13 protein-coding genes are annotated in these 13378 nt (G+C 51.3%); 6 read left to right on the forward strand and 7 right to left on the reverse strand.

Annotation, left to right across the window (positions count from 1 at the left end):
* Positions 1 to 77 precede the first annotated feature (77 nt).
* Complete coding sequence (locus tag ACYVEA_RS20385) at positions 78 to 482, reverse strand: hypothetical protein (RefSeq protein WP_461115276.1); 405 nt, start codon at positions 480 to 482, stop codon at positions 78 to 80.
* 210 nt (positions 483 to 692) lie between these two features.
* Between ACYVEA_RS20385 and ACYVEA_RS20390 the strand changes: the two genes are divergently transcribed.
* The 3 genes from ACYVEA_RS20390 (at position 693) to ACYVEA_RS20400 (ending at position 3200) form a co-directional block, all read left to right on the forward strand.
* Complete coding sequence (locus ACYVEA_RS20390) at positions 693 to 1223, forward strand: GNAT family N-acetyltransferase (protein WP_461115277.1); 531 nt, start codon at positions 693 to 695, stop codon at positions 1221 to 1223.
* Positions 1224 to 1277: 54 nt separating this feature from the next.
* Complete coding sequence (locus tag ACYVEA_RS20395; RefSeq protein WP_461115278.1) at positions 1278 to 1976, forward strand: SDR family NAD(P)-dependent oxidoreductase; 699 nt, start codon at positions 1278 to 1280, stop codon at positions 1974 to 1976.
* Between the two features lie 222 nt (positions 1977 to 2198).
* Positions 2199 to 3200: a type I glyceraldehyde-3-phosphate dehydrogenase gene (locus ACYVEA_RS20400; protein ID WP_461115279.1), complete on the forward strand. Its 1002-nt coding sequence runs from the start codon at positions 2199 to 2201 to the stop codon at positions 3198 to 3200.
* Positions 3201 to 3335: 135 nt separating this feature from the next.
* On the opposite strand, the gene ACYVEA_RS20405 is transcribed toward ACYVEA_RS20400, so the two are convergent.
* The 4 genes from ACYVEA_RS20405 to ACYVEA_RS20420 form a co-directional block, all read right to left on the reverse strand.
* Entirely contained in the window at positions 3336 to 3581 is a 246-nt protein-coding gene (locus tag ACYVEA_RS20405) for an Atu4866 domain-containing protein (RefSeq protein WP_461115280.1), read from the reverse strand.
* A gap of 70 nt (positions 3582 to 3651) precedes the next feature.
* Positions 3652 to 4503: an oxidoreductase gene (locus ACYVEA_RS20410; protein ID WP_461115281.1), complete on the reverse strand. Its 852-nt coding sequence runs from the start codon at positions 4501 to 4503 to the stop codon at positions 3652 to 3654.
* Between the two features lie 16 nt (positions 4504 to 4519).
* Positions 4520 to 5359: an SDR family NAD(P)-dependent oxidoreductase gene (locus tag ACYVEA_RS20415; RefSeq protein ID WP_461115282.1), complete on the reverse strand. Its 840-nt coding sequence runs from the start codon at positions 5357 to 5359 to the stop codon at positions 4520 to 4522.
* 82 nt (positions 5360 to 5441) lie between these two features.
* Positions 5442 to 6344 carry a helix-turn-helix domain-containing protein gene (locus ACYVEA_RS20420; RefSeq protein ID WP_461115283.1) on the reverse strand — a complete coding sequence of 301 codons (903 nt, stop codon included), beginning with the start codon at positions 6342 to 6344 and terminating at the stop codon, positions 5442 to 5444.
* 151 nt (positions 6345 to 6495) lie between these two features.
* Here ACYVEA_RS20420 and ACYVEA_RS20425 point away from each other — a divergent pair, with 151 nt between their 5' ends.
* Positions 6496 to 7191 carry a ferredoxin reductase domain-containing protein gene (locus ACYVEA_RS20425; RefSeq protein WP_461115284.1) on the forward strand — a complete coding sequence of 232 codons (696 nt, stop codon included), beginning with the start codon at positions 6496 to 6498 and terminating at the stop codon, positions 7189 to 7191.
* 15 nt (positions 7192 to 7206) lie between these two features.
* Positions 7207 to 8067, forward strand: a complete 861-nt coding sequence (locus ACYVEA_RS20430; protein WP_461115285.1) for a helix-turn-helix domain-containing protein — start codon at positions 7207 to 7209, stop codon at positions 8065 to 8067.
* Between the two features lie 160 nt (positions 8068 to 8227).
* Here the strand turns inward: ACYVEA_RS20430 and ACYVEA_RS20435 are convergent, their stop codons facing one another.
* Together ACYVEA_RS20435 and ACYVEA_RS20440 are read right to left on the reverse strand one after the other, a co-directional pair.
* A complete protein-coding gene (locus ACYVEA_RS20435; protein WP_461115286.1) occupies positions 8228 to 9679 on the reverse strand; it encodes a DUF1501 domain-containing protein in 1452 nt (483 codons plus the stop codon).
* Between the two features lie 12 nt (positions 9680 to 9691).
* A complete protein-coding gene (locus ACYVEA_RS20440; protein ID WP_461115287.1) occupies positions 9692 to 12898 on the reverse strand; it encodes a DUF1553 domain-containing protein in 3207 nt (1068 codons plus the stop codon).
* 292 nt (positions 12899 to 13190) lie between these two features.
* On the opposite strand from ACYVEA_RS20440, the gene ACYVEA_RS20445 reads away from it, so the two are divergent.
* Positions 13191 to 13373 carry a DNA-binding protein gene (locus ACYVEA_RS20445; RefSeq protein WP_461115288.1) on the forward strand — a complete coding sequence of 61 codons (183 nt, stop codon included), beginning with the start codon at positions 13191 to 13193 and terminating at the stop codon, positions 13371 to 13373.
* Positions 13374 to 13378: the final 5 nt, after the last annotated feature.

Genomic DNA, 13378 nt, shown 5'->3' on the forward strand with positions numbered 1-13378 from the left:
AAAAGGGTAGGGAAACGATATGGATCGTTCAAGCAGCCCATCCAAAACTCAATACGGCAATGCGTACGAGCGTTGGCTCAGGCCCTGTACTGAGGGGGTGGGGCAATAATCTCCGACACGGCTATCGGCATGTGGGCCGGTCGAAAATATAAGGTGCTTCTCGTCAGATAATGAATGGACGGCAACAGGGGGGTAAACCGGAACAGTTGCGTGAACGCGTAGTCCTGTTCCTGTTCGGCAGCTTCAGTCTCATCGTCCGGGTCATCATGTTCCGGGATTGCATCCGCCATACCCAGGCACTTTTCCAGTACAAACTCGCTGATACTCTCTATTTCATTGATCGACAAGTCTTTGTGGTACGTAGTGGCCCGACCTGATAGCGTAGTCCTATCAGGCGTGTCTATGCTGCTATTGAGGACGTGAAGCGCCATCAGAAAGCATAGGATTCGGTACACCAGAAAATTTCGTCGACGTATGTCCATACCGGCTAGAAAAACAAATTTACACCGGTTCATTAAAAACACATTAAAAAAGTAAAGATAAAACCCCTGACTTTCTGTTAAACTTCTTAAAATATAACTATATCAGGAATTGGTTCAACTGAGGAGTTTATCGAACCAGTCAGTAGCCTTACTTTTAGCCAAAGCACCCGTTTAATTGAGTTATGAGGGCAGGCTGGCCTATTTTTGAGTATGACTTTTCTACGAATCACGGCTGAACACCCACATCTGTCCACCATCCAGACCTGGTATGAATCCTCATTTCCAGCAAATGAACGACGCCGTTTTAATGCGCTACGTCAGCTTCTCTCCTGCTCCGATATGCATCTGTGCGCATTGATCGATCAGGGCCAGCTCGTTGGATTTATCATCTACTGGCAATGGCCGTCCGTACTATTTGTCGAGCATTTTGCCATTGACCCAACCCGGCGTGGCAACCAGTTAGGCCAGCGGGCGCTCGACGAGCTACTACGTATCGACAGTTTCTATTATGTGTTGGAAGTCGAACGGGCCGAGGCCGATATCAGCCGCCGACGGATTCAGTTTTACGAACGACAGGGGTTTTCGCTCAATCCCTTCCCCTATGCGCAACCGCCCTACGAAGCGGGGAACTCACCCATACCCATGCACTTACTATCTATCCCGATTATACCCAGCCAGGAAGATTTTAATACGATAAGTGCCATGATCAAAGAGCGGGTCTACGAACGATTTTATCAATAATTACAGATTGAAACCCTTATCTTATCAACTAAAACACAAGCTGTCACACTCTTTATGGCAACCATTTTTCTAACGGGCGCATCGGGAGGCTTAGGCCACGTCGTCACACAAACCTTGCTAAATCAGGGGCATCGGGTTATTGCCACAGTGCATGCCGCCACGAATACCCATCAACGATCGGCCGACTCCCCTGGTGAACTGTTTTCGTATCCAGTCGACCTAACCGATGCCGGGGCGGTTGACGCGTTGGTTCAACAAGTCATATCGAATCATGGGCCCATCGACGCGGCTGTGCTACTGGCGGGCGGGTTTGCGCCGGGTTCGTTGCTGGAGACGGATGCCACGCTGATCGACAACATGCTAACGATGAACTTCAAAACAGCCTACAACGCCGTACAACCGATTTTCGCCCACATGACCCAGCAACCAACCGGTGGTCGGTTTGTACTGATTGGGGCTCGCCCGGCGCTGGACGTGCAGGCGGGGCAGCATCTGGTCGCCTATGCCCTGTCGAAGTCGTTGCTGTTCCAATTATCGGACATCATCAATGCCAGTGGTAAGTCGACCAGTATTGTTTCGACCGTTATCGTGCCCAGCACCATCGATACATCCACGAATCGGCAGGCTATGCCCGACGCTGATTTTACAACCTGGGTCGATCCGCAGGATTTAGCCGACATGATCACCTTCGTCCTATTCGATAAAGGGCGCATCTTACGCGAGCCTGTATTAAAAGTCTACAATAGAGCCTGAGTTTGGCAGCCAGTCGGGCGGGGTTTTCAGCCGGTCCTGCTTCCTGTTCACCAGTGAGATTTTGGCCTATTCATAAATTAACACAGGCGATTTGGTAACTGTAGACGCGTTTACCGTGTTGACTTTATAGGACGATGACAATGGATTCAGCCCTGGTGAAGGATGGATTCTGCCATCTCCTGCTGAAACAATACTTACGCAAACCATCTAATCACAATCAGTATGAAACGTATTGCCTTGTACGGGTTCGGCCGAATTGGACGGCAGTTCCTTCGGGTTGGTCTTAGCCACAACTTGTTCGTTCCCGTTTCTATCTCAGACATTAAAGATGAGCCTACGCTGGCGGCTTTGTTTGAAGTCGATACCAATTACGGGCGCTGGACAGAGCCGGTTTCGGGCGGAGAGGGCCATATTACCGTTGGTGATCGAAAAATTCCATACATCAATTCAGCCAAAGAGGTACCGGATTGGGCAGCTCTGGGCGTCGATCTGGTGGTCGACTGTACAGGCCGGGCCACCACCCGCGCCGGGGCACAGGCTCACCTCGACCGGGGCGCCAAGTACGTTTTGGTCAGCGCCCCCAGCAAATCGCTGGCCGATTGCGACGCGGTTTTATTGAAAGGCATCAACCTGGATTCGTTCGATCCGGAAAACCATAAGATTATCAGCATGGCCAGTTGCACGACCAATGGGCTGGCGTCGGTGGTGAAAGTCATTAAAGAAAACTTTGGCATCACGTCCGGACTCTTCTCGACGGTTCACTCCTATACCAACACGCAGTCCCTAACCGATCAGCCGATGAAAGACCGGCGCGATTCGTGGGCAGCCGCTGAAAATATTATTCCTTCGTCGTCGGGAGCCGCGCGGGCGTTGCAGTTTATCTGGCCTGATCTCAAGATCACCGGCAAAGCGTATCGGGTACCAACCCGCACGGGCAGCATCGCCGAATTAAACCTGCTTACCGAAAAACCCTGCACGGTGCAGGAGGTAAACGATGCGTTCCGCAAGGCGGCTGCAGAAGGTCCACTGAAAGGGGTGATGGACGTATTAGAAGGGGAATGGGCCTCGTCGCGCATTGTTGGCGATCCGCATTCGTCTATTATTGATCTACCGCTGACCATGAAAGAAGGCGATCTGTTGTCGGTAGCTGCCTGGTATGACAACGAATGGGGCTTTTCAAACCGGCTGGCTGAAGTAGCCGCGTATCTGGCTGAACGGATTTAGGTAAATCCCCAGCTATACGTAGCAGAGAAATCAAAACGAGTGAGCAGGCGTTCGTCAAAGACGCTTGTTCACTCGTTTTGATAGTACACTGTCTACCAGTACGTTGCAAAAACGTTATTTCTACCAAAACAGGAATTAGGTCGTCTCTTCTTTGTAAAGGACCATCCCGGCATGATAAAGAATGCCATCCCGAAAGTCGCCGTCAGCCGTAAATCCGGTATCGTCTACGTACTCAATGTGGTTTCCCTCCAGCGTATAACGACCCTGGTACGCGCTTTTACGGGACCCTCTGGCTTCATCGTAGCGGCCATTCGGCAGAAGTTCATGACGGATATACCCGTCTTTAGTGACCCAAAGGCCAATGTATGGTTTAGTTTCCATGATCCTGTAATTTCGCATAAAGTGTAAGGCAGTATATTCATAGTCAACACCTTATGATTTCTTTTAATTTTTAGGCGTCAACGGTAAAACCGGTTGACACCGTTACGTCCTTCCAGGTTTCCAGGTCGTTTTGAACGGCCTTTATTTTCACATACGCCATATCGTAGGCATCCTGGCCTAAGAATAAATGCATCGGCGGGTTTTCGACCGACGCCAGTTGAATCAGCGCGGCAACAGCTTTTTCAGGGTCGCCCGGCTGATTCCCGGCGATCGCCGTCTGGTGAGCTACCTGCGACTGCCTGACGGCTTCGTAAGCGTCAATCTGGCGAGTCGGAACGCCCAACGAGCTGGAGGAAAGAAAATCCGTTCGGAAGTAGCCCGGCTCAACCACCGTTACGTTGATACCAAATGCGCTGGACTCCGCAGCCAGCGATTCCGAGAAACCCTCAACCGCAAACTTGGTGGCACAATAAATACCAAATCCTGGGAATGCACCCGTGAAACCACCAATGGATGAGATATTAATAATGTGCCCGGCCTGCTGGGCGCGCAGATGTGGCATAACATTCCGGATGACGTTCAGCGAACCGAACACATTCACATCGAAATTTTCGCGCGCTTCCTGATCGGTCAGTTCTTCGATACTGCCTAACAACCCATAGCCCGCATTATTTACCACGACGTCGATACGGCCAAAGTGATCAATGGTGGTGTTGATAGCCTCTGCCACACTAGCTTCGGTTTTTAAGTCTACGGCCAGGGGCAAAAAGCGGGTATCGGAAATGCCCACAGCCTGGCGTAGATCGTCGGTATTTCGGGACGTAGCGGCCACGGAAAAGCCCTGGCTCAGCAATTGTTTCACTAATGAAAGGCCAAGGCCTTTGGAAGCTCCGGTAACGAACCAAATCTGTTGTGTATTCATGGAAATGTTTTGTTTTTTAGTAGGTAAAATCCGTTGATGTAGTCAATGCTTCCTGACGTGTAAAGGCGTTGTTAAGCAGGTCAAGCTTGTTCATCGCCCGCTGATAAGCATCGCTGCCCAGAAGTAAATAAAGGGGGGGATTCACCTGGTTCGCGACCTGAATCAGGACCGCTGCCGCTTTTTCGGGATCACCAGCCTGGGCACCATCCATTGTCAGGTACTTAGCGTGTGACGCCCGAACGTCGGCGTAAGCATCAATGGGATGCTCAGCCAGCATGAGGGAGTCGGGCGTGAGGAAACTGGTGCGAAAAGCACCCGGAACGACTACCGTTACGTTGATACCGAATGAGTTAACGTCCTGAGCCAGCACTTCAGAAAGTCCTATGACGGCAAATTTTGTGGCGGCATAAACTGCCCAACCCGTGTTGCCCGCGATACCGGCAATGGACGAAATGTTGATGATGTGCCCGGACTGTTGGGCGCGCAGGTACGGCATTATCTTCCGGATCACGTTCAACATGCCAAATACGTTGACGTCGAAACTAGCCCTGGTTTCCTGATCCGTTAGTTCCTCGATGCTGCCGCCGATGCCGTAGCCTGCGTTATTAACGATTACGTCAATACGGTTGAAAGTATCATGGGCTTTCTGAATAGCCAGCGCGACACTAGCCTCGTTGGCCAGATCGACCTGCAAGGGTAAGAAATGGGCGCTCGGTGGGCCAACAGCCCTGATTAATTCGTCCTCATGTCGGGATGTAGCGGCTACGGAGTGGCCAGCCGCCAGCAATTGGGTAACTAGGCTAAGGCCCAAGCCCTTAGACGCCCCGGTAACAAACCAAACTTTTTCATTGACCATAATTTTGCTCGTTTAACGAGAGCAAAATTAATGGGTGTCAAGGCGGTGGTGCTTGCGCCATTCAAACGAATACTTGCAAAATTCAAACAGTACGATACGCGGAGGGTGTCAATTGGGTCTGCTTTTTAAAAAAGTTATTGAAATGAGCGGGTTCTTCAAAGCCAAGGCTATAACTGATTTCGGCAATATTCCAGTCGGTATGCTTCAGTAAGGCTTTGGCTTCACTTGCCAGGCGTTCCGCAATATGGTCGGTTGTGGTTCGGCCGGTTGTTTCCCGAATGGACCGGTTCAGGTGATTCACATGCACCGAAAGCTGCTGGGCAAAGTCGTTGGCTGACCGCAGCTTAAACCGCTGCGCCGGCGATTCGATGGGAAACTGGCGCTCCAGTAATTCGGTAAAAACGGCCGTAATCCGGGATTTGGCATCGGCGTGCTGGTAGAGCGTTTCGGAGGGCTGCATTTTGAGCGCATAGTGAATCAACTCCGTTACGTAGTTTCTAAGCAGGTCATACTTATACTGGTAATCACCGTTCATTTCATCAATCATTTTCACAAATAATTGACTAACATGTTCATCCTGAGACGGATCAAGTAAATAAGAAGGTTTGCCACCCGCGCTGAACATGGGCAATTCATGCACGCTACCCCGAATTTTCTGGGTAAAAAAAGCTTCTTTAAAGATGCAGAAAAAGCCCGTTTTATCCTCCGATTTTGACTCCCAGGCATAGGGCACCTGCGGGTTGAAAAACATAAGTGTCGACCCCTCGATCTCGATGCTCTTATCCGCGTAGTGATATACATTTCGCCCCCGGATCAGGCTAATCTTATAAAAATCCCGGCGGCTATACTGAACGGGAACAGCCGTTGGCCCAATACAATCTTCTAATCGAAATACATTGAAATGCCCAATATCCTGTTGCAGGTTATCGGGCAACCAATTGAATTTCTTTTGGTAGAAATCTTCCAGCGTTTCAATTTGTGCCATGTAGCAAAATTATACAATTCAAACCAAGGTACCTAATCCATCCATGGCGCAAGTTCAGCATCAAAGCGTGATTTGTCCACCACAAACCGTCATTTGTCGGACAAATCGCCCATCTGCGTCGTTTACTTTTGCCAGGAAAAAAACAATAGCTATGGCAAATATCATTAAAAGGGCTGCCTTTAAGCTGATGGAAAAAACGTTGGCATATGCCAACGTGCTGGATGTCAGAACATGGAACCCGGCTACCATGTATGAAATAGACCTGTACCTGCCGACCGTCGATATGAGTAAATGGAAAAGCGTCCGTCGGCTTAAATGTAAGGTGGATGAGTTTGACTATCGGGATTACACGCCTGCCTGGTGGGAGGCTGAGAAAGGAATTTGTACGCTGTATGTAGAGGCCGGGCATGAGGGAGCCGGTAGCCGCTGGGCACAACGTGTTCGGCCGGGTGATCAGATCATTGTGGGGCCTGCTCATGCGGCACCCTTACCGGCAAAACCGGGTAAAGTTTTGTGCCTGGTTGATGGTAGTGCCCTTGGTCACGTATTGGGGTTAAAACAGTTGACCGATCCAACAGACTATCCTTTGGAGGCAGGCGTATTTCTTCATGATAACTACCAGATTCCGGCTACCTTGAGCCGTGAAAACCCGGAATTTGATTTTATAGTCAACCCTGAGGGCAATAGTCTGGAAAGTTTGAACCAATGGTCCTATTCTAAAGATCTAAGCAACTATTCGTCAATTTATATTGCGGGTTACATACCCATGGTTAAGGAATTACGAAAAAAGCTGAAAATCAGAGCGGATCGGTACGCAACTATCTATGCACACGGATTTTGGCACTAGGCCAAAACAAAGCCTATGGCCAAAGAACCCATACATGTGTACCAGATGGCTGAAATTTCGGACGGGATAGCCCTTTTTCCGTTGTCTCATCCGGTGATACAACAGCATCAGATTGAAATGGCTATTCCGCATCGGCATGACCATTACACCTGTTTCTTTCTTGAAGAAGGCACTACCGACCTTAATATTGATTTTCAGCCTGTTACTATTAACAAAACGTCCCTTCTGGTATCCTATCCGGGCCAGATTCATCAAGTCAGTTCTGCCCATCAGTGTCGGGGCTGGATTCTTCTGTTCGATGCCAAACTGATTGACGAAACAGCCAGAGGCTTACTCGAACAGTCGCTGTCAATCGTTACGTTAGTAGCCATCAATGAGGTCGAAAATGAGTGGTTCAGGACGATACTTACGCTGCTTGATCAGGTACTGAACGAACGGAAAATGGTCATTTTTTACCATCAACTTGTTCAGGCACTGCTCAATGGGGTTATTTACCGAATTGCTGCTATTTTTCAGGCCCAGGTATATGAACGCATCCGGGACCACTCCTCGCGCAACCTGGAGTTGACAAAGAATTTCCGTCAGTTGCTGAACCAGCAGGCCCTTACCTGTAAAAAGCCGTCGGCCTATGCCCAACAGCTGAATGTATCGGCTAGTCACCTCAACGATACGGTCAAGTCAGTTACCGGCTTTTCGGTTACGTATCATATCCAGCAAGCAGTGTTGACAGAAGCACAACGCTTGCTGGTGTATACTAACTTAAGCATCCAGGAGATTGCCAGTCGTCTGGGTTATGAAGATCCTAAGTACTTTATCCGCTTATTCGGAAAACGAGTGGGTGTGTCACCAGCTACCTTCAGAAAGAACAATAAATAAAAAAGTAAGCGGCTTATGGACAGCCAATCGTTAGCGTGGGGTTGAGCTGGAAGTGTTGAGCATAGGTTCAACTTCGCCGAACCATCGCCGAAAAAACTAACTCAAACTCACTTATAAGGTTTCTAAAACCGAAGCGTCGGACCGGCGAATAGAGTTGTTGTCAAACCAGAAGGCCCTTCACTACTTTCCCGGCTACGTCGGTCAACCGGAAACGGCGGCCCTGGAATTCGTAGGTAAGTTTTTCGTGATTCACCCCCATCAGGTGCAACAATGTCGCCTGGAAATCATGGACGTGAACGGGATTGCGCACGATATTGTAGCCGAACTCATCCGTCTCGCCATACGTAATGCCCGGTTTTATGCCGCCCCCCGCCATCCACATTGTGAAGCAGCGCGGATGATGGTCACGCCCGTAGTTGTCTTTGGTCAACTTCCCCTGCGAGTAGTTGGTCCGGCCAAATTCACCGCCCCACACCACGATGGTATCCTCCAGCAAACCGCGCTGTTTCAGGTCCAGTACCAGAGCCGCCGACGCCTGATCGGTCGCTTTGCACTGCCGGGCAATTCCTTTGGGCAAGTCTCCGTGTTGGTCCCAGCCCTGGTGATAGAGCTGCACGAACTTTACGTCACGTTCCAGCAGGCGTCTGGCCATTAAACAATTGGCGGCAAACGTACCGGGTGTCCGTGCTTCGGGCCCGTACAGATCAAACACCCAGTCCGGTTCATCCGACAGGTTGTTGACTTCCGGCACCGACGCCTGCATCCGAAAAGCCATTTCATATTGCGCAATGTGGTTGGTAATTTCCGGATCACCGTAGATTTCTTCCTGAACCCGATTGAGGTCTTTCAAGGCATCGAGCATATACCGCCGATCCGACGATGTGTAGCCGCCGGGGTTGCTCAGGTACAAAACTGGATCGGTGCCGGAGCGAAACTGCACGCCCTGATGCCTGGACGGTAAAAACCCATTACCCCAAAGCCGGGCGTAGAGCGGCTGATCCTGTGGGGCATTTTTCGAGACTAGTACGATAAACGCGGGCAGATTATCATTCGCCGACCCAAGCCCGTAACTTACCCAGGATCCGATACTGGGGCGCCCGGCGAGTTGGTTGCCCGTCTGGAAGAACGTCAGAGCCGGGTCGTGGTTGATCTGCTCGGTATACATGGATTTGATAAAGCATAGTTCATCCACGACCTTGCTGGTGTACGGCAGTAACTCACTCACCCAGGCGCCACTTTTGCCATGCTGCGCAAAGGCATAGGGGGAACTCACCAGCGGCAGCGCCGATTGCTGAGCACTCATGCTCGTTAGCCGTTGTCCTTTCCGTACTGAAGCAGGCAGGTCCTTCCCATGCATCGTTTTCAGATACGGCTTATAATCAAACAGCTCCAGCTGCGACGGCCCGCCACTCTGGCACATGTACACGATCCGCCGGGCTTTGGGAATAATCGGTGCGGATGACAACGCCCGCTCGGCAGGTGCTGATTTTGACAGAAGTTGCTGCGGCAACAACGTCCCAAGGGCTATTGAGCCCAGGCCCAACGTAGCTTTCGTTAGAAACGACCGTCGGTTAAAGGTATCGGCCAGGGATTGCGTTACGGTATCGTTCATGGCATTGTTGGGTTAATGCTTTGTAATGAAAGCGTCTGAATTCATGACGGTGCTGGCCACCACCGCCCCGGCCGCCAGCGCCGGCCGGTCGGTTACTACGTTCGATTTATGTTCACCCGCTAGCAGCCAACCCTGCATTTTTGCCGGTGATTGCTTAAATTTCTGGTATTCCTGCCGGTACAGTCGCGTTAGAATGGCCAATTCTTTTGACGTGGGTTTTCGGCTGGTCAATACCCGAAATACCTGCGTCAGTTGGCCAGGAAGCGTTTGTTGTTGCGCCAACGAGCGCTCTGCCACCACCCTGGCCGCTTCCACAAACTGCGGATCGTTGAGCAAAATCAGGGCTTGCAGAGGGGTACTGGTTTTCTGTCGCTGCACCACACAATAGCTGCGAGAGGGTGCATCGAACGTACTCATCGACGGCGGTGGGTTGGTCCGGCGAACGAAGGTATACAGACTCCGGCGGTATAGATTTGCGCCAGTATCGGGTTCATAGACCGCATTATTGACGGCCCACAAGCCGTCGGGTTGATAGGGTTTTACACTCGGCCCACCCATTTTTTCGACCAGCAGTCCACTGGCCCGCAAAGCATTATCCCGGATCATTTCAGCCGTTAGCCGGAACATAGGCCCGCGCGACAGCCATGTGTTTTCCGGATCTTTCCGGAAGCCTTCGGGCGTGGCACGGGATGCCTGCCGATACGTGGCCGACAGCACAATCAGCTTTTGCATCGCTTTCATATTCCAGCCGGACTCCCGGAACGTAACAGCCAGCCAATCCAGCAATTCAGGATGCGTGGGCAGTCCGCCCTGATTCCCGAAATTGTTCGCCGACTTCTGTAGGCCCGTTCCAAAATACGTCTGCCAGTAGCGGTTCACCACCACGCGGGCGGTCAGGGGATTATCGGGATGGAGCAGCCATTGGGCCAATCCCAGCCGGTTGCGCGGTAAGCCGGGCAAAAACGGCAACACGCTGGCCGGTACGTCGGGCTGCACCCGCTGGCCGGGCACATCATAGGCACCCCGTTTGAGCACGAAGGTTGGCCGGGGTATTTTCATTTCCTCCATCACCATGGTTTCCGGAATGTCTTCCACCACCCGGTTTCGCTCGGCCCGTAGTTTTTGTAAGGCCAGTTGCTGCTGTCGATACACGGGCGATACGTTACTGAGATAATAACCAATCAGTGGCTCACCCGGCATGGACGTAACAGTCGCCCCAAACTGGGCCAGCGCCCGCACTTCCGGGGGTGTCAGCGCCCGGTTGTACACGGTCAGTTCATCTACGCCCCCCTTCTTAAAACCCGGTCCCCGCATATCAGCGCCTACCATCAGGCCCGTTTGTTTGCCTTTGAACAGGATGTCTTTATAGAGGTTGTCCTTTTCAGTGAGCAGCGCCATTTCCTTACCGTCAACGTAAAGTCGGAGGCCATTGGCTTTGCTGGAACCGTCGTAGGTCATGGTCAGGTGAATCCATTTTTCTGTCGGCAGCCGTTGCCGACTCACCCGAACCAGGCTGTTATAGGGCCAGGTGTGGGCCATTAGCAACTCCGCTTTCCCATCACGGATATTCAGGTAATACCCCCGAAAATTGTATAGAATGTCGCCATTGCCTTTGTGAATGAGCGCTGCTTTCACTACGTCGTTGGGAATGTTCACCCACACGCCGATTGAAAAAGGCTGCGCCCGGTTGAAAACACCCACCTGCCCCAGCCTGAGAATATCGTCACCGTTGGATTGAAAGGCGTTTCCCCGTCTCCCCGGCACCAGCACCGGATCAGCCACGTTGCCGCTGTCTTTCGGGTTGATGTCACTAACAAATCGACCGTCAATCAGCCTGTCGAACGTAAAATGTGCTTGTAAACCGGCCTTCAGCTCAACGGGAAGCGACGGACCGATTTTAGCCTGCCACTGGTCAAATGCTTTTTGCTCGCTACGGACCGTTTGATTGAGCGCGGTTTCGACCGTTTTGATCTTGGCGTCGATGTAAGCCAGCAGGCTATCCTGTTTCTTATCGGTCAAGAGCATGGTCGGTACCGGCATGGCATCATCCCAGGAAATCTGGCCGACTTCGTCGATGTTGTTGAAAAAAGCAAAAAGGCTGTAATAGTCTTTCTGGGAGATGGGATCGAATTTGTGATCGTGGCAACGGGCGCACTCGACCGTCAGACCCAGCATGGCCGTTCCCAGTGTATTGGTGCGGTCGGCTACGTATTCGACCCGAAACTCCTCGTTGATAATGCCCCCCTCCATATTCTGGGAGTGATTCCGGTTGAAACCCGTTGCCAGCCGCTGTTCCCGCGTGGGCCTAGGCAACAGATCGCCCGCCAGTTGCCAGGTCAGAAACTGGCTGAACGGACGGTTCTTATTGAATGACTGAATCACCCAATCCCGCCAGGGCCACATGGGCCGGGGCCGGTCAACGGTGTAGCCATGAGTATCCGCGTAGCGGGCCAGATCCAGCCAGTCAACCGCCATTTTCTCGCCGTAATGAGGGGATTGCACCAACCGATTCACCACTTTTTCGTAGGCATTTGGCGAGGTATCAGCCAGAAACGCATCGATCTCGTCGAGGGTTGGTGGCAGCCCCGTTAAATCAAGCGACACCCGACGTAGCAGCGTTTCTTTATCGGCCTGCGGAGATGGTTTGAGCCCGTTTTCCTCCATCTTCTTAAGGACAAAGAAGTCGATTGGATTTTGGGGCCACTGCGCCTGTTGTACGCTGGGCAATTGCGGTTTTTCTGGTTTGATCAACGCCCAGTGCGGTTTATATTCGGCGCCCTGTTCGATCCACTTAAACAGCACGGCTTTCTCATAATCCGTCAGTACCCGGTTCGAGGCTTTGGGCGGCATCATTTCCTTCTCGTCCGTCGTAATGATGCGTTGGTATAGCGCACTGCTGCCCAAATCACCGGGTACGATGGCGTGTTTACCCGGTGAGTCTTTGAGGGCGGCCATGGCACCTTCGCGCGTTGCCAGTTCCAGCCCGCCTTTCTGGCTAGCCTTGTCGGGACCATGGCACAGAAAGCATTTATCCGACAGTATGGGTTTGACGTGCCGGTTGTAGTCGAGTTTGGCGGGAAGTTTGTCGGCCAGTTGGGCAATGGCTGCAGGTTTCTCGACACCACATCGCTGAAATACAACGCTTGCACTGAAGGCGATCAGCCCCCCGAAAAACCAGCCGATCCGGCGGCTGATTTTTGTATACGTAGTGTTTACCATTGCCTTATGCTGAGTACCTGAAAAAAATCATTTACCAACAACATGTTGGGTATATATCATCTGGCGAAACTTGTTCGATCAATAGCAAAAGCAGGCCTAAAGCAAGCCTATAAAAACTGGAAAAATAAAGAACTATCACCTTTGATCAGGATCAGATTCACCCTGAAGAATCCATCAAGACTTTCCCAAAAAGGGTATACCTGGGTGGTTTATAAAATTTTTCTTTAACAAATTCTTGGTATAGTGTAAGCTGTATATCCTTCAAAGGAGAGGTGGACAACTTATCAGATTCATGCCCAGGCACATACAAGGAACCCTGTTTTATACCCTCCCGGAAGCAGCCATAGCGTTGCATATCACGGTTGGCAAGTTAAAAAGCTACTTAGACCAAAGCAGGCTGACCAGCGAACGGATTGGCCGAACCGTACTGATTCGGGAAGAAATTCTGAGCGCTTATCTAGCTAAACGAACGTAGCTCAG

The sequence above is a fragment of the Spirosoma jeollabukense genome (assembly GCF_054777855.1).